Consider the following 17,933-nt stretch of genomic DNA (forward strand, 5'->3'; position numbering starts at 1 on the left):
AACCTACACAAAAAACAGCTCTCTGTTTAACATACCAAAACACTATTTACTGATTGCCTCCATCCTTGATAATACTTGTCTCTTATATCATTTGTTATCAAAGGCTGGTACAATTCATTTTCTTGATTAAGATCATTTATTTCATCTGTCGTTTTCCATATTCCGACACCAAGACCAGCTAAATAAATAGATCCCATTGATGATAATTCTACTATTTTGGAAGCGATAACATCTATATCCAACATGTCTGCTTGATATTGCATTAGGAAGCGGTTACTTGTTGCCCCTCCATCCACTCTAACAATCTTGATGCGAATATTTGATTCTGATTGCATGAGTTGGATTACATCTTTAACCTGGTAAGCAATACTTTCCAGTGCAGCTCGGACAATGTGCCGTTTTCCTGTACTTCGGCTCATTCCCATTATTGCAGCACGTGAATAGGGTTTCCAATAAGGAGCTCCCAATCCAACAAAAGCAGGAACGAGGTAGACCCCCTCATTATCCGAAAGGGAACTAGCCAAAAGCTCAGCCTGGCCAATGTCATCAATTAATTCCAGTTGGTCCTTCAACCATTTAATTGTATCACCGGTACTATTAATAATTCCTTCCAAAGCATAGCTTACCTTCCCACTTAATCCCCATGCAATAGAAGTGACCAATCCATTGGTGCCCTCTACCATTTTCCCTGTTTGCATTAGCACAGAAGTACCAGTTCCATATGTTGCTTTTGCCATCCCTGGTTCAAAACATTTCTGCCCAAATAATGCACCTTGTGAATCCCCAATTACACCAGAGATAGGAAGTTTGTTAAAGGGAAGGGTTTGGTCTTCTGTCAAACCATAGATGGCATTTGAATCTCTCACTCTAGGAAGCATTTCTTTAGGAATATCAAATAACTCTATTAACTCATCATCCCATTGAAGGGTATGGATATTAAATAGGAGTGTCCTGCTTGCATTGGAATAGTCTGTTGCATGGACCTTTCCGCCTGTTAATTTCCAAATCAGCCAGCTATCAATCGTACCTAATAAGAGCTTTCCTTGTTTTGCTCTATCTTTGACGCCATTGACATGATCCATCATCCATTTTACCTTGGATGCAGAAAAATATGGATCTGCCTTTAACCCGGTTTTGGATTGAATCATCGTTTCATAGCCTTGTTTTTTCAGCTCCTCACAACTATCAGACGTTCTCCGACATTGCCAAACGATGGCATTATAAACTGGATTTCCTGTTTCTTTATCCCAAACCACTACCGTTTCTCTTTGATTCGTAATCGCTAAAACAGCCAACTCATTTTCTGGAACGGCAGTTGTTTGAACCATCTCCTTCAAAAGGGTTTTAACATTTTCATAGATTTCAACAGGGTCATGTTCCACCCATCCTGTTTTCGGATAGTATTGCGTATGACTCATCGAACATTTATGAACGATTTGCCCTTTCGAAGTAACAAGCAATACTTTTGTTCCAGACGTGCTTTGATCGATTGAGAGGATATATTTCTCTTTTTTCATAGGCTACCTCATAGACCTCTGACCATTTGAATGGCAATCTTCTTGACATTGTCTACACTCAATCCGTAATATTCAAATACTTCGGCGGTTTTTCCTGCAATAGCTGGTTCGTCCGGTAAACCAAGAATCCTGACTGGCACCGGGTTGCTTTGGGATACCACTTCAGCTACCGCTGAACCTAAGCCGCCATAAATGCTGTGCTCTTCTATTGTGATAATGCTTCCTGTTTCCTCCGCTGCTTTTAAGATAGCTTCTTTATCCAACGGTTTAATCGTATGCATATTGATGACTCTGCAATCTATGCCTTCCTGTTGAAGGGCTTCTGCGGAATCCAAGGCAATTCTAACTGTCTCACCTGTTGCTATAACGGTAATATCCGTACCCTCTTTCATCGTGATTGCTTTACCAATTTGAAAATCATAGTTATCAGATGCATAGGAATCTTCTACTGGATTGCGGCCAATCCGGACGTAAACTGGTCGATCGTATTCAACTAATGCTTCAATCATTTTTTTCGCCTCATGACGATCTGCCGGCATCATGACATCCAAACCAGGAATCGCACGGGTCACCGCAAGATCCTGCAATGAATGGTGCGACATACCTAATGCACCGTAACTAACGCCGCCGCTTATTCCGATTAACTTAACATTGGTATTAGAATATGCTACATCCACTTTGATTTGTTCAATACTTCTCATGCTTAAAAAACAAGCTGGTGATGCCACAAATGGTTTTTTACCAGATGCCGCCAAGCCTGAAGCAACTCCGACTAGATTTTGTTCAGCAATCCCGACTTCAACTATTTGGTCCGGTAATTGTTTACCAAAATCCACAAGCGAGGCTGAACCTCTTGAATCACTGGTAACTACTAAAATATTTTTATTTTCTTTAGCCAAATTTAATAAAGTCTCACTGATCGCTTGACGATTGGCAATCTTATTTCCTTTATCACCTTTTAGAGCAACATTACTCATTGTTGCACCTCCAGTTGCTTTGAGAGTTCTTCTATTGCTAATTGATATTCTTCTTTACTTGGTACATGATGATGCCATTTTGCTACATTTTCTGCAAATGAAATCCCCTTACCTTTGACGGTATTTGCCACAATGAGAGTTGGTTTTCCAGCAACATTTGGCGTGTTCTCTAGGACAGTAACCAATTGTTCGATATCATTTCCATCTACCTCAACCACTTCCCAGCCAAATGCACTCCATTTAGCGCCAAATGGTTCAAGGGACATAACATCTTCCGTGCTTCCTGTGATTTGCAATCCATTCCTGTCAATGATCGCAACTAAATTGTCGAGCTTGTAATGTGAAGCGGCCATAGCCCCTTCCCAAACCGAGCCTTCCGCCTGCTCACCGTCTCCCATTAATGTATAAACCCGGTACGATTTCCTATCCATTTTTGCAGCCAAGGCCATACCTACCGAGATTGGCAGTCCATGTCCCAACGCACCTGTATTCATTTCAACACCAGGTACCTTATTGTTCGGGTGACCGATTAATCTGGTATTAAATTGAGAGAACGTTTTTAATTCTTCTTTAGGGAAGAAACCCTTATCTGCTAAAATCGCCCAGTACGACTCCACCGCATGTCCTTTACTCTGTACATAACGGTCACGGTCTTCCCATTTTGGATTGTTTGGATCGACATTCATAATGTGATAGTAAAGAACTGTTAAGATATCTGTATTAGAAAGGGAACCGCCTGTATGACCCGTTCCCGCTTCATAAATCATGGTTAGAAGTTCCTTACGGATTTCGGTTGCTTTTCGTTTTAGAAACTCAATCTTGTTCATCCTATTTAACCCCCTCCTTTATTTATTAAGGTCGCTGCCGCGAAGCCATGCTCTAATTTCACCTTCAGTAGGATCTACTGGATCAGGATTTAAACCAGGAATATATTCGCACGCTTCAAATATGGCCGGGATAACATCAGCATGGACACCTACTGAATGGTGAATGTATGGACCTTTTACCAATTTTTCTTCCCATAATGGCCAATCATTCACTTCAACCCAAACATATGAACCTCTAGTGAACGGTCCTTGAATTCCTTTTGCTTTTCCAAGGAATATTGAATATTCACCATGATCTCCGTCAAAGCGTGCAAGTGTCATTTCTCCGCCCTTTATTTCCCCTTCATGAGTACCAGGAGAATGATCTTCAAATAGGAAGTGTTTGTTTAGCTTTGGCTTTTCTTCCACACTTAACGATACAGGGAAGTTACCGCAGTGGAATAATAACTCGCCATTTGGATTTTCAGGGTGACGAACGGTAATATCGGCAAAGAATGTTGGTTTCGTATTTAACGTGGCCGCTTGAATCATGATAGCAGTAATCGCACCATGGATGTCGGTTTCACACGTTACTGGAATTTGCTCATCTGTCAAAATCGCATTGGCTAAACATGGCATGATGCCGATAATGTCTTGTAAGGTCGACCAGCATTGAATGGCAATCGCTGTGCTTCTTGTATCGGCTGCCAGTTGTTTCATGGCTACTTTTAAGGAAGCAATTCGTCGAACATCCTGTTCAGTAACCCCACTCCAATCGAGTTTTTCCTTAATATAGCCAATTGCCTCATCTAATTCAGGGGTATCTGTTTTTTCTACTTTTAATGTTACCTTTTTCAATTCATCAAGCGTGATTGGATGAATTTGAATTCCAAAGGTCTCTAATAATTCTCCTTCATTGCAGATAACTGACCAAAAATCTGCTGGTCTTGTTGAGATTTGCAAGATTCGTAGATTTGTAAAATGCTTAACCACATTGGCTGCCGCAATAAAGTTCTTGAATCCTCTTTCAAAAACAGGGTTATCCACGCTGCAGTTCGTGATGTATGTAAACTTAACATTAAACCTTCTTAAGACTTTGCCTGTTGCAAAAAGGCCGCATTGTGTATCACGAAGACGCATTCCATCTTCTAATGGTGCTTCATCCCTAGGACCCCACAGTAAAACAGGTTTACCAATTGCTTTAGCCACACGTGCGACAATGTCTTCTGTCCCAAAGTTACAATGAGGGAAAAATAAAGCATCTACTTCGGCATCTCTAAATCTTTTAATAATTGTTCCTTCTTCAGAGCGATCATAGAGTAACCCTTCTTCATTAATTCCCTCTAGATCAACAATTTCCATCTCAAGTCCAAAACTTTCCATTTTCTCTCTAATTAAATTTTTAAATTTCAGAGCATCTTCTTTACTAAATACAAATCTCCGAGTTGGGGCAAATCCAAGTTTAATTTTTTCCATTACTATTCCTCCAAAATACACACATTTTTAGTAAAAGACTAAATTTTTAGCTACATTGACTTAAAATAGCTTTAAAGTAACTAAATTATTTTAGTAGTTGATGAAATATTATCAATTAATATATTTACAGTCAATGAGTTTTATAAATAATTTTAGTTAATTTAAACTAAACTAACAAATTTTCACCAAAAATCTATTATTTATCGAAATGGAATATCATTAGTTACTAAACAAAAACTAAAATAAAAACTAAACACGAAGAGAATGTGGTATAATTTGTTTATATATAATGTGTAGTATTAGGAAGGTGTAAGATTTTATGAAGATAGATGAAATTGCTAAATTGGCTAATGTTTCAAAATCAGCGGTCTCTTTAGCACTAAACGGGAAAAACGGAGTTAGTCAGAAGACTCGTGAAAAAATATTAAAAATTGCAGAGGAACACGGTTACATTCCTCGGCCTATTATTAAAGCAGACCAATATTTTCAAACCAATACGAATACAAAGATATTGAGATTTGTCGCAGTAACAAATGCAGGTATTGTATCAGAAGAATTTGAATCTCTACCTTTTTTTATGGAATTAATAAAATATATTGATACTCAATCTGGATCTAGTGGTTATTCCTTAATGGTTTCATCTATAAGTATAGAGTGCCTGCAAGAGGAAATATCAAGACTCGAAAATGAACAAAAATCTGCAGGAATTTTGTTATTGGGTACCAATTTAACACCAGAGCAAATTAAAATGATAGCAGACATACAACCGAATTTAGTTGTATTGGATACTTGTTATGAAACTTTAGATGCAAACTTTGTGGTAATGAACAATGTCTTTGGAGCTTATCAAGCTGGTCAATATTTATTTGAGTTAGGACATAGAAAAATTGGTTATGTTGAATCAAATATAAGAATGTATAACTTTGAAATGAGGAAAAAAGGCTTTATCCAGGCCCTATCAGAAGGGAGATTGGAAATAGATGAATACCATTATTTTTCCATTTCACCAACTACCATTGCACCCCAAGAGGCTTTTACAGAAAAAATAAAAAATAGTTTGGACAATATGCCAACAGCTTTATTTTGTGAAACGGATTATATGGCTATTAGCGTAATTAAATCCTTAACTGAATTAGGGATTAAAGTTCCAGAAGAGATTTCAATAATTGGATTTGATAATATCTTCGAATCAAGGGTAATTACTCCTGAATTGACAACCATCCATGTGAAAAAGGATAAGATTGCATTCCTAGCGGTCGAAAAGCTAATCAGACTGATTGAAGACAACGATGAAGATAAAATAAAATTACATGTTGATACTGAACTCATTATTAGAAATTCTTGTTTAGCAATTAATAAAAAATGATGAATGATACATTATTTAAAATAGAGGATTTAAAAAGACTTCTGGAGTGTTTTCAGAGTAGCGTTAACCTATTGCCGAAAATTTGCCGAAAAACTCAGTTTAACTATATTATTTTAATTATTTTGGATTGATTTTAATTTGCTTAAAGGCTCGTTAAATAAGCATTTTAACAAAATTAATGTTTTGAGATTAACCAGTTTCATACTTTTCCTAAACTGTAGGTCGGAGGTTCGAATCCTCTTCGGGACGTTTCAAAGCCTTGTTCTTACAAGGCTTTTTATATTGCTCTATATTAAGTGTTTTTTGTTTGCCGAAAATGAAAAGAAGCCCTCCGAAATGATCTATAACCCGATTAATGTACACTAAATAAAAAGTGCCCGTATCTGTGTTGCCAGTACATTTTTACCAAACTGATCATAGCCAATTCCCTCAATAATCGTTTTAAAATCAAGATTCGACAATGTTCATCACACCTCCAGAAAATATTATAATTTTTTCCATATATAAAAGTAAATTGAATTTCTTTGTTTCTAAGTCGGTTAGACTCCTTTCATTCTTGCATTCTATATCCCGGTATCAGTAGAACCTTGACGAATTTTTATTTTATTAGTAAAATATTTAAATTTCTTTAAAATAGACTGTATTTTACTTTCAAATACAATGGAAAAAATCTAGATGCTCTATAAAATGTCTTTTTATAAAAAAATTAACAAGTTGTAACGGAATATACATTTTTTGTTCAAACATATTTCATTATTTAATAAGTCTTATTAGCACTCCTGTTAATGCAGTATGTATTTAAATATAAATAAACCGAAAACCTGCAAATAATGAATAATAACTTGCATGTTTTCGGTTTATTGTGAATGTGGGATATAGAACAAAAGAACGCATAACTTGAACTAGAAATATAATTTTTATAATGTATCAGGTAGATGGTATTTATACATTTCTAATGTATTTGTATTTTCTACTAATGTTGCAATCGTTTTTGGATTAGGTTGACAATAAATAATTGGATAGTCCTTTTCATCGAAATTTTCTTGAATGGAAAATGCTAAGATTTCTTCATTTATTGAAAATTCTGCTTGGACTCCTGGTTTGTTTCCACGAGCATCTAGGCGAATCCATCGGTTAAATGAACGAAGGAATACTCCATTTAAAGTATGAAGTGAATACCCCTTATCGGGTGTATCGAATATCATAAGTCGTTGATAGCAAAAACCTGTTGGGATACCTTGTGATCTTAGTAAGGCAGCCAATAAATTTGATTTTGCGTAGCATATGCCTTCTTTGTATTTCATGACATCTGATGCTTTACAGGTAACATTGGTACTTTGTATGTCCCAAGAATGAGATATTTTGTCTCTTACAAATTCAAAAGCAGCCTTAGTCTTTTCAATTTCTTTCTGTTCATCATTAAACAATTCATTAACTATTTCCTTAATTAAAGGATGAGAAAAATTAACCACCTCTAATTCTTTCAAATAGTCATTTAAATCTGTTGACTCAGCAATTAATTCCAATAAACTCCAACTCCCCATTCATTTTTTACATAATTATACATACTTATTTATTAATATACAACATTAGTAATCTAATTCCATTGATCCAATCTTCTTTTACTCTAATAAGAAAGGTGATTACCATTCATTTCAGTAATCACCTTGTCATACTTATTCAGTAAATTTTATTTTCCTGACACCGTTCAATGATAACATGCCAGTTGATTTTTTCTCCAATCAACAATTTCCTTTGACACTGCCTATTTTATAAAACCACAAAGATACTGATAGAGTTCTTCCAACTCTTGTTCTTTTGCAACAATACAATTAGGATACTGTTTAATTTCCGCAATACTCGTTATTTTAAAATCATTTGGCGTAGGCAGCCCAGAGGCACAGATGACCATATAATCTGCAAAGAAAATTAATCCTGTCAGAGCTGACATTTTGATTGTCATATGTCCCATTGCTCTACCAGCGAACAAACCTTTCATCGCACTTTTTCCACCTGATCTTTCGATAACGATCTGATGCTCGTCCACCATTACTTTTGTACCCGATTTAAAGTCGAATGTTTTCATAGTTAGTATATCTCCTCCCACTTTACTATAATGGTTGGAATTTCCAATATCTATGATAATTATCATAGTAAAAATAGTATCCGTCATGTAAAAAGGTGCCTATGTCACTTGTCGAATTTAATTCCTCCGACAAGTGACTGTGGTTGACCCCCTTATAATAGACATATAGAGTATGATGAAGATACGACATATCTGAGTTTCTTTGGGGGACAATTAACATGAGAAAAAAACAATCATCACATAATAGTGTCGAAACTAAGTTGGAAGCAGTGCGTCAAGTGCTGGAAAATAAAAGGCCAGTGGCTGAGGTTGCAAGTGAACTAGATTTACACCGGGATACAGTGAATCGTTGGGTAATCTCTTTTAAGGATAATGGTGAGCAGGGTCTTGTGAATCCACGCTCTATTTCGAAGCCTTCTCAGTCAAAGGATATAAAGAAGACCCGGGAGTTGGAGAAGAAAATAAAAGAAAAAGACATGGAGATAGAAATCCTAAAAAAGTTCCAGGCCTTTCTCAAAGGGAACGAATAAGCAAGAAATTCGAAGCTATTTCTTATTTGAGAAAGGATTATCCAGTCAATCTTTTATGCCGCATACTTGGGGTTTCCTCAAGTGGTTATTTTGCATTTCTTAAACGTCCTAAGCGCAAACCATCTGGAGAAGAACGCCAAGATTTAAAACAAGTAAAAAGGATTTATTTCCTTCACAAGGGTACGTATGGAGCCAAAAGAATATCCCGAGCATTAAAAGCCGAGGGCATAATAATAAATCACAAAAAAGTAGCGCGACTCTTGAATGAGGCCAATTTGAAAGCAAAGGTGAGGCAACCAAAAACTACTCATGAATCTAAGGAACAATCTGCAGGCTATGTCTATAAAAATCTATTAAATAGGGATTTTGACGCTGTTCATCCCAACCAAAAATGGGTAACAGATATGTCAGAGGTTTTGGTGGGTCAGGAAAAGTTGTATATCTCTGCGGTAATGGATTTATTTAATCGCGAAGTAATTGCCTTTGAAATGAGTTCAAGTCCTAATAAGGACTTGATAAAAGCGACTATTATGGCTGCACAGAAAAAGCGAAAATTGGATACATTGGACGGGGTCCTAATCCATAGCGACCAAGGAAGTGTGTACAGATCTCACATGTATCGCAATCTTAGTAAGGAGCTCCACTTCATACCAAGTATGTCAAGGAAGGCAAACTGTTGGGATAACGCTGTCATTGAGAGCTTTTTTTCGCAGTTAAAGACGGAATTCCCTTGTTTTTATCCAAACAGCCCAATTGATTCCTTTCAACATGATTTAAAGAAATATATTCGTTATTACAATGAAAAACGAATCCAAAAAAGAATGGGATTCGTTTCTCCTAAAATGTATTATTTTAATTACCAAAATGCATCATAAACGTCGAATTTTCCAATGTCTATTTTTCGGGGGCTTGACCACTGGCACCTCTATTTATTGTAGTAATGTGTTTTTTCGCATGATAGACTTACTTAAAGCACATTCAATTTAACCGGCTGCATATCTGTTTTATTTGTTAGTCTTTGGATAGTGTATCATTCAACAAGCTTATCCTCAATAAAGTGCATCCTCTTCAGGACCTTTCCTTCTTTACTTTTATCATAAACATTGTACTCTTTTTGTGGTTCAGTATCTGACCAAATGATTGATGCAATGAGATCATGTTTATGATGTTCCATCCGATCCGTATTCATGTAACCTTCATCAGGCTGCCAGTCTCTTGGCAAATCGTCACTTTCCCTATAGAAGGACAAGTAAAAATTCCTATTTTTTCCTTCTATTCCTTTCATTTCACCTTCAACTGGATGATCCTTCAAGTATTTTTCCACTAATTCTTTCATATCTTTTAAATCTTTTGGTGGATTCAGAATCATGTAATGCTTTCTAAGAGTCACCACTTCTTCATCCTTTTTACCAACGACCTGTTCTGTATTGGCAATTTCAAAAATCTTTGTTTCCCCGCTTGATCCCTCATTCTTTGTACATCCCATTATGTAGAATGAAATGAAGAATGTACCAATAATCAAAACTAGAATTTTCAAATTCACTTTAATTGTTCAATTCCCCCTCGAATGGTATATCCATTTCCATTATACTAACAAAGGGTTTATATTCTCCATCATAATCTTCATAATGCTGTAAGACAAACCAAGAACGAAATCCTGCTAAGTTAACATACATTTTCTCTACATCTGGCTGATCTAACCCAAAATGATCATATAAACGAACATGCATGACACCTTTAAAGTGATTGTTCTCTACTGAAAAATCTTTTACGGATATCGTATTCCCCCATGTATCATTTACCGTAATGGTAAGTCCGCCTATTCTATCACCCCAGCTGCTAAACGTCGGGTAAGAAGCATTATCCTGTATATTTTGATAAAATGAGTTAGTGGCTTTTGTACTTTTGTCAAACCGAAGTGCTCCCAAATTTCCTCCATTTTTCTTTAGCTCATCAACTAAAGCATTTTTGACATAGTCAACATAGGCTTTTGTTGTCTCATGCTCACTAGCTTTTTTCGTTAAAGTCTGATTACTATACTCTGTACCAGTTCCCTCCTCAAAATGATCAATCATATCTAAAACAACATCTTCCATTTCTCCCGTAGAAAATAAGTCTGTTGACATCATCTCAAACTCATCAAATAGTATACCTGGGAAATATGATTCAAGTAATTGAAAATTAAACATCCAGCTAATGTCCGTCATCTCATCTCCTGTATAATCATTTGTTGTCATATCATTCGCTACATTTCCATTTTCATCATAGCCTTCTGGTCGATCTGATTGAAAAATGACTAAATTGGATAAATCAGAGTTCAACGGTCTTGAATCCTCATTATCAAATATTCCATCCCCATCACTATCTTTTTGGTCAGGAAAACTGGTTGGAAAGAAACCTTCATAATGAATCGTAATTCCAAAAATCTCAAAAGTGAATGTTCTAAATGGACCCATTTCTTGCCCATCGGTTAATCCATCTCCGTCACTATCTTTCTTGTCAGGATTCGTGTAGATGATACCGTATGGTGTTTTCATTCCTTCCGTTTCATAGGTATCGTATAAGCCATCCCCATCTGAATCTATCTCTTGAGCACTTGGACCATCACTATTTACACCAAGCTTCTTTGAGTTGTCAGCTTCCTTACTCCAAAGCTCCATCCATTTTTTCTTATCAACAATCATATATTCACGAAGCTGAGTCGTTTCGAAACTTATTGTATTCTTACTTGTATCTAACACAGTGTCAAGGCTTTCAAACATTTCCTCCTCTTCGTTATACCAAATGATCCCTAAGTCCTGTTCCGATGTGTCTCCAAGCTGTGCTTCATCATAAGTAAATTGAATGCTTGCTTTATCAAATTCTGATTGAGTATTGATCCTTACAGGAGAACCAATAAGACCGTATAGATTAGCTGTTTTCATATTTCCTTTGTTTGTTGTAATTCTAGTGGTTTTATTAATATTATCCGTTGTACTTAAACTAACTTCTACACTAGTAATTTCTGATTTATCAGGCTGATTAAATGTTGTACGAATAGATTGTTTATGGAGTTCTTGTGAATCCGGGGTCTCGTCATTATCACTGTCTGCAGCATTCGGATTTGTCTTTAAAGCAAATTCATCTCCATCACTTAATCCATCGCTATCTGTATCATCCTTATTAGGTAATGATTTAAACTGTTGTACTTCATATCCGTCCGTTAAACTATCTTGGTCAGAATCTTTCTTCGTTAAATTTGTTTGATAAACCTGCTCATCTTTATTATTCAGGCCGTCTCCATCGCTATCTTCATCTGCGTCACTTATACCATTTTGATCTGTATCATATTTTGTTGGGGAAATAGATGATTTAATCTCATATTCAATATTATCCTTTAATCCATCCCCATCTGTATCCATTTTAAATGGATTCATTCCCTCTTGGAATTCTACTCCATCTGTTATCGTGTCACCGTCCGTGTCAGAGGTAGATTCAAAGAATTCTGTATTAAATGTATAGCCTGCTTTTTCAAGCCCGAATAACATTTGTTTATATGCATTTTGATAGGACTTTGCTGCAGGGATTCCTAGATCTTTTTCTAAAAACTCATTTGCTTTATCAGACATTTTCACAGCGTTATCCAAATGGGCTTTTATTTTATTTCCATTTTGATCCGATTGATCAGTGATATCTTTTAAGATGCCAATAGCATTTTTATTGACAATTTTATCCGATAGATAAAAATTAAAGAGTATATCTGCAAGTAATACTTCAGTTGGTTTATTAAAATCGTTATTTGCTGCATAGCCCCATAGATATATTGTTAACTTATGTTTGATATTCAAGAGCAGATCACTTTTTAGAACAACCTCTTTTATATACTCGTCTTGAACTGCTTGTTCATATTGGTTAATCAATTGTTCAAACATTTCAAGTTCATTCATATTTGTTTGCTTAAAGTCTCCGGACTTCTCAAATTCCACAACCAGAGTATCTAGTGTTTTAGCATCTAACTTAGCATTCTTATCTTTTAAGACTTTTACGAAACGCTTTAATTCATTTATTGCTACCTTCTCATAGATTAATCCATCTCTAGTATCCTCATAATATTCATATTCACTTAACCACTGTTTTACATTTTCCTCACTAGGAATCTTAGCATCTATATTACCCTTGGCCACCACTGTTTGCCCAATTCCGCCGAAAACAATGGCAGAGCTCAAAAAAATATTCACCATACTTTTTACTTTATTTTTCAACATGAAAATCTCCTTTATTAAAATATTCATCTAAGCTATAAAAATATAACTATATTGAGTGAAGCTGCATGCATTTACTATGGTGGATACATATAAAACTTATTTGGTTTAATGATCGAAGCTTACGGTATAGTGGTTCCCATCCGAAGAAAAACTGTCAAAACCCTTGAGATTAAGGCATTAAATCACCTCCCTCTATAAATATTAATCTAACAATGGTTTTCCCCTTTGGGGTGGTGTCAGAATAATATTTTTCGACACCTGATCAACAGTATTTTATAAATATGTGAAACTATTACAGTAGCTATGTACGCTACGACAACGCCTTCGGATAAACTTGGTTTGTGGTGGTGGATTAGTATGTGATGCACAATAGATCTCTGCTAAGCTTAATAGTGACGTACCCTCCCATATCTCTTGGCATCAGAGTGCCTACATTCCTTAGTTCGGTCTAGTCGTAAAGCAAAGGATAGCGGTGCTCCTTTAGGAACTCTAGGTCGGATAGTGAAAATAGCGCAAGCTTCTCCGTTTCATCCTATTGCCTTAGTGCTTATTAAAAGGGTGATGGCGTAGCTAAATCGTCCATCTTTTTTAAAGACGAGCTATTCGGTCATGTTTATTCGGTAGATTATGGACTAGCTCCTTTGATCTTTTGACGTTCATAGGATTAACAATAGCCAATAATTAACTTATTTTAATTTTAATTTGTTTATTTTAGGATTATAAGGTAAAGATTTCCTATATTGTATATTTTTATATAGAGCTTCAAATTACCCTTTTCTATGAAAATTATCATAGTAAAAAAAGTACCGCCATTTAAAAAGGCACCTGTGTCACTAGTCGAATTTAGCCACCTCCGACAAGTACCAGTGGTTGACCCCCTTATAATAGACATATAGAGTATGATGAAGATACGACATATCTGAGTTTCTTTGGGGGACAATTAACATGAGAAAAAAACAATCATCACATAATAGTGTCGAAACTAAGTTGGAAGCAGTGCGTCAAGTGCTGGAAAATAAAAGGCCAGTGGCTGAGGTTGCAAGTGAACTAGATTTACACCGGGATACAGTGAATCGTTGGGTAATCTCTTTTAAGGATAATGGTGAGCAGGGTCTTGTGAATCCACGCTCTATTTCGAAGCCTTCTCAGTCAAAGGATATAAAGAAGACCCGGGAGTTGGAGAAGAAAATAAAAGAAAAAGACATGGAGATAGAAATCCTAAAAAAGTTCCAGGCCTTTCTCAAAGGGAACGAATAAGCAAGAAATTCGAAGCTATTTCTTATTTGAGAAAGGATTATCCAGTCAATCTTTTATGCCGCATACTTGGGGTTTCCTCAAGTGGTTATTTTGCATTTCTTAAACGTCCTAAGCGCAAACCATCTGGAGAAGAACGCCAAGATTTAAAACAAGTAAAAAGGATTTATTTCCTTCACAAGGGTACGTATGGAGCCAAAAGAATATCCCGAGCATTAAAAGCCGAGGGCATAATAATAAATCACAAAAAAGTAGCGCGACTCTTGAATGAGGCCAATTTGAAAGCAAAGGTGAGGCAACCAAAAACTACTCATGAATCTAAGGAACAATCTGCAGGCTATGTCTATAAAAATCTATTAAATAGGGATTTTGACGCCGTTCATCCCAACCAAAAATGGGTAACAGATATGTCAGAGGTTTTGGTGGGTCAGGAAAAGTTGTATATCTCTGCGGTAATGGATTTATTTAATCGCGAAGTAATTGCCTTTGAAATGAGTTCAAGTCCTAATAAGGACTTGATAAAAGCGACTATTATGGCTGCACAGAAAAAGCGAAAATTGGATACATTGGACGGGGTCCTAATCCATAGCGACCAAGGAAGTGTGTACAGATCTCACATGTATCGCAATCTTAGTAAGGAGCTCCACTTCATACCAAGTATGTCAAGGAAGGCAAACTGTTGGGATAACGCTGTCATTGAGAGCTTTTTTTCGCAGTTAAAGACGGAATTCCCTTGTTTTTATCCAAACAGCCCAATTGATTCCTTTCAACATGATTTAAAGAAATATATTCGTTATTACAATGAAAAACGAATCCAAAAAAGAATGGGATTCGTTTCTCCTAAAATGTATTATTTTAATTACCAAAATGCATCATAAACGTCGAATTTTCCAATGTCTATTTTTCGGGGGCTTGACCACAGGTACCTCTATTTATCGTAATAATATGTTTTATCGCATGATAGACTTACTTCAAACACATTAGAATTCATAGCAAAGGAATGCAGTCCTATGAAACAAGAAAATACATATATTGATGAAATACTCTCCCACTATATTCCTACTGGCAGCTGGATCACTTGGGTTGGGCAAAGGTGCAAATAATACGACCCGATTTGTTCGTGTTCATGATGAACAATTCGTGCTTCGAATTTACAAAACCCATCAGGATGAAAATAAGGTAAAGTATGAACATACTATCCTACTATTTGCCGAAAAACTCAGTAAAACGATATTTTTTTATTTGTACTTAATTGATTTTCATTAACTAAAAGGCTTGATAAATAAGCATTTTGAAAAGAATACTTTACAATGTACCCTTTTTCATATTTTTCCTAAACTGTAGGTCGGAGGTTCGAATCCTCTTCGGGACGTCAAAAAGCCTTGATTTTTCAAGGCTTTTTATTTTTATTAAAAATATGCAAAGTGTATTTCTGCCATTAGTTTTATATCCTCTCAGGGTAATCATTACAATGGGTGTTTTTGACGGGATGACAACATCATATGCAAGATGTCCTCAAAATCTTACACAATAGAATAATAGTTATAACGTTGCTAGGTTCGTTAAATAACCGCATATATTTACGAGCATAAGAAAAGAGACCTCGAATCAAACGGGTCCCTCCCCTTAAAACTACATTATTCGACATCAACTTCGTAACCCTATTCTTTATTTCAATCTTATTGCCACTTCTTAATCAAAGAATCAGTATTAGTTTTAAGGTCGTTATACGCAACCTCGGATATCAAGCCATCTTTTTTATGATTTTCTAGCAACTGTTTAAAGCTTTGCATGTGCTTGACAACCCTTTCGGCTGCTTCCTGTTTTTCAAAACGGACCACTGTATCTAAATGGGCCTGTAAGGAGCTGGCAGCACCATGGTTGGCAAATTCCCCTTCTTCTTCTAATTGCTCAACAAGTGTCTTTATATAGGATGCATTTGTAAGCGTTGGATGACGGAAAACTTCCTTCCCCTCAAACATAGTCAACAAGACCTTCGCTTCACCAATTGTCGTTATTGGAATCTCAAAGAGATTTTTGTCCAAAACGACCAAGTCCGCTTTTTTACCCACCTCTATTGAGCCTCTTTCATCTTCTTGGAAAATCAAATTAGCTCCGTTGAATGTATAGCTAGTGATCATCTCTTCGAGAGTAGCTTTTTCCTTAGGCCATACTACTTTATCTAGATCAGTTTCAGCGGTTGCGTCCGGATCCAATCTTGTTATCCCTACTTCTATTCCTGTTAGTGGATACATGTCTCTTTTAAAGGTATCTGTTGATGGAAAATCACTTGATGAAGCAACCGGTATTCCTGCTTCAAAGTAGCTATTCAATCGATTGAGATTCTTCAACTGCTCGCCACTCACATCACTATACCAGTCTTTCCCAAACCAGGCAGGCTGAGGAGCAGGTATGACTCCCAAGTCCTTAAACCGGGCAACATCTTCTTCCTTGACCCAGTCTATATGGGTAATCACATGCCGGGAATCTCTTTTACCATTTACTTCAGCCGCATATTCAAAAGCATCTAAAGCGTTATGAGATGGATAAAATCCCTGATCGCCAATCGCATGGATATAGACGCGGAAACCTTCTTTATCCAAAGCAGCCACAGTCTTCTCTAAAACATCTTGATCCCAAACCAGTTTATGTTCACCGACACCGTCAGCAAATATTTTAATGGTATCTACCTTGTACGACTTTCCTTGATAGTTGTCTCGTAATTCTTTTAATCTCCCAATCTGCTCTGTACCCTTGTTTTCATCAGCCCATAAACCTAAATCGTATCTTGCAGTCAATTTACCTGTATTGTCCAGCTCTTCAAATGCTTTAAGCAGATTTTCGGTTGGGTAGTGAACGGGCACGAATGTCGAAGTAATTCCATCTTCAGCAGCTATTTTTTGCCAAGTTATAATCGTCTCTTTGTATTGCTCAACCGTAAAGTCTGGTTGAGGAAGAGCGTTAATCACAAGGTTTTGGGCGGAAAATTCGTGTAAAATTCCTGTCGGCTACCCTGTTACAGGATCGCGTTCAATAGTACCTCCTTGTGGATCAGGGGTGTTTTTGTCTATCCCCGCAACCTCTAGAGCCTTTGAGTTGACCAATATACTGTGATGACTGTTTGCGATAAAGACAGCAGGTATATCTGAGACTACTTGATCGAGCAATTCTCTAGGAGCAAGCCCTCTGTCTTTACCATCACGGATTACTTCATCCCAGCCTACGCCGCGCAATTGCTTGATACCGGGATTCTCCTTCAAATAATCCTTGATTGCCTGTTGCCGTTCTTCCACAGTGGAATAAGGATTAAGGCTCAGCCAGAAAAGACTTTCCGCCATAAGGTACGCATGGTTATGGCTGTCGACAAATCCAGGCATAAGCATTTTTCCCTTCAGATCAATCACTCTGGTGGCGATCCCTTTGAAAGCCGCAACTCCCTTGTTATTACCAATGTAGAGAATCTTGCCATCCTTAACCGCAACCGCTTCCGCCCAAGTTTGATCTTTATCAACTGTGTAAACGTCTCCATTTTTAAAGATAAAATCAGCCGCTGGATTCGAATTTTTCTTAGCCAAGGTACTCCCCGTAAATACCGAATTAAAAAGCAAAACTATTAATAAAGGGAATAAATATTTTTTTATCGTAATCAAACCCTTTCAATTGGATTATTTTCAACT

General features: G+C 36.6%; 14 protein-coding genes and 1 pseudogene. 5 read left to right on the top strand and 10 right to left on the bottom strand.

The window, feature by feature from the left end; all coding sequences use genetic code 11:
- Positions 1-26 precede the first annotated feature (26 nt).
- From glpK to QFZ31_RS11565, 4 genes are read right to left on the bottom strand one after another with little or no spacing between them, the layout of a single operon-like run.
- Positions 27-1,517: a glycerol kinase GlpK gene (gene glpK, locus QFZ31_RS11550; protein ID WP_307303099.1), complete on the bottom strand. Its 1,491-nt coding sequence runs from the start codon at positions 1,515-1,517 to the stop codon at positions 27-29.
- Positions 1,518-1,525: 8 nt separating this feature from the next.
- Positions 1,526-2,494 carry a transketolase family protein gene (locus QFZ31_RS11555; RefSeq protein ID WP_307303100.1) on the bottom strand — a complete coding sequence of 323 codons (969 nt, stop codon included), beginning with the start codon at positions 2,492-2,494 and terminating at the stop codon, positions 1,526-1,528.
- Positions 2,491-3,321, bottom strand: coding sequence for a transketolase (locus tag QFZ31_RS11560; protein ID WP_307303101.1), 831 nt, complete (start codon positions 3,319-3,321; stop codon positions 2,491-2,493). Before QFZ31_RS11560 ends, QFZ31_RS11555 begins: the two co-directional genes overlap by 4 nt.
- An 18-nt stretch (positions 3,322-3,339) precedes the next feature.
- Positions 3,340-4,776, bottom strand: coding sequence for an L-fucose/L-arabinose isomerase family protein (locus tag QFZ31_RS11565; protein ID WP_307303102.1), 1,437 nt, complete (start codon positions 4,774-4,776; stop codon positions 3,340-3,342).
- Positions 4,777-5,095: 319 nt separating this feature from the next.
- On the opposite strand from QFZ31_RS11565, the gene QFZ31_RS11570 reads away from it, so the two are divergent.
- On the top strand, positions 5,096-6,142 hold the full coding sequence (locus QFZ31_RS11570) for a LacI family DNA-binding transcriptional regulator (protein WP_307303103.1): 1,047 nt from the start codon (positions 5,096-5,098) through the stop codon (positions 6,140-6,142).
- Between the two features lie 917 nt (positions 6,143-7,059).
- Here QFZ31_RS11570 and QFZ31_RS11575 read toward each other — a convergent pair.
- Positions 7,060-7,668 (bottom strand): transglutaminase-like domain-containing protein, encoded by a 609-nt coding sequence (locus QFZ31_RS11575; protein WP_307303104.1) that lies wholly within the window; start codon positions 7,666-7,668, stop codon positions 7,060-7,062.
- A 239-nt stretch (positions 7,669-7,907) separates the two neighbouring features.
- The gene (locus QFZ31_RS11580; RefSeq protein WP_307303105.1) at positions 7,908-8,228 is read right to left on the bottom strand and encodes a hypothetical protein; all 321 of its coding nucleotides are present in this window, start codon (positions 8,226-8,228) and stop codon (positions 7,908-7,910) included.
- A gap of 218 nt (positions 8,229-8,446) precedes the next feature.
- Here QFZ31_RS11580 and QFZ31_RS11585 point away from each other — a divergent pair, with 218 nt between their 5' ends.
- Entirely contained in the window at positions 8,447-8,758 is a 312-nt protein-coding gene (locus QFZ31_RS11585) for a helix-turn-helix domain-containing protein (protein ID WP_307300431.1), read from the top strand.
- Positions 8,759-8,784: 26 nt separating this feature from the next.
- The gene (locus tag QFZ31_RS11590; protein WP_307303106.1) at positions 8,785-9,633 is read left to right on the top strand and encodes an IS3 family transposase; all 849 of its coding nucleotides are present in this window, start codon (positions 8,785-8,787) and stop codon (positions 9,631-9,633) included.
- Between the two features lie 155 nt (positions 9,634-9,788).
- On the opposite strand, the gene QFZ31_RS11595 is transcribed toward QFZ31_RS11590, so the two are convergent.
- Both QFZ31_RS11595 and QFZ31_RS11600 read right to left on the bottom strand, forming a co-directional pair.
- Positions 9,789-10,301 carry a hypothetical protein gene (locus QFZ31_RS11595; RefSeq protein WP_307303107.1) on the bottom strand — a complete coding sequence of 171 codons (513 nt, stop codon included), beginning with the start codon at positions 10,299-10,301 and terminating at the stop codon, positions 9,789-9,791.
- 1 nt (position 10,302) lies between these two features.
- Positions 10,303-13,002: a DUF3289 family protein gene (locus QFZ31_RS11600; protein ID WP_307303108.1), complete on the bottom strand. Its 2,700-nt coding sequence runs from the start codon at positions 13,000-13,002 to the stop codon at positions 10,303-10,305.
- A 945-nt stretch (positions 13,003-13,947) separates the two neighbouring features.
- Here QFZ31_RS11600 and QFZ31_RS11605 point away from each other — a divergent pair.
- Complete coding sequence (locus QFZ31_RS11605; protein WP_307300431.1) at positions 13,948-14,259, top strand: helix-turn-helix domain-containing protein; 312 nt, start codon at positions 13,948-13,950, stop codon at positions 14,257-14,259.
- 26 nt (positions 14,260-14,285) lie between these two features.
- Complete coding sequence (locus tag QFZ31_RS11610) at positions 14,286-15,134, top strand: IS3 family transposase (protein WP_307303106.1); 849 nt, start codon at positions 14,286-14,288, stop codon at positions 15,132-15,134.
- An 801-nt stretch (positions 15,135-15,935) separates the two neighbouring features.
- Here the strand turns inward: QFZ31_RS11610 and QFZ31_RS33830 are convergent.
- Together QFZ31_RS33830 and QFZ31_RS11615 are read right to left on the bottom strand one after the other, a co-directional pair.
- Positions 15,936-16,238, bottom strand: a complete 303-nt coding sequence (locus tag QFZ31_RS33830) for an FIMAH domain-containing protein (protein ID WP_373459917.1) — start codon at positions 16,236-16,238, stop codon at positions 15,936-15,938.
- Positions 16,227-17,660: pseudogene (locus tag QFZ31_RS11615) on the bottom strand (amidohydrolase); the annotation flags it as partial. The pseudogene QFZ31_RS11615 and the gene QFZ31_RS33830, both read right to left, overlap by 12 nt.
- Positions 17,661-17,933 lie beyond the last annotated feature (273 nt).

Source organism: Neobacillus niacini, from assembly GCF_030817595.1.
In the GTDB taxonomy this organism is placed as follows: Bacteria; Bacillota; Bacilli; order Bacillales; family Cytobacillaceae; genus Neobacillus; species Neobacillus niacini_G.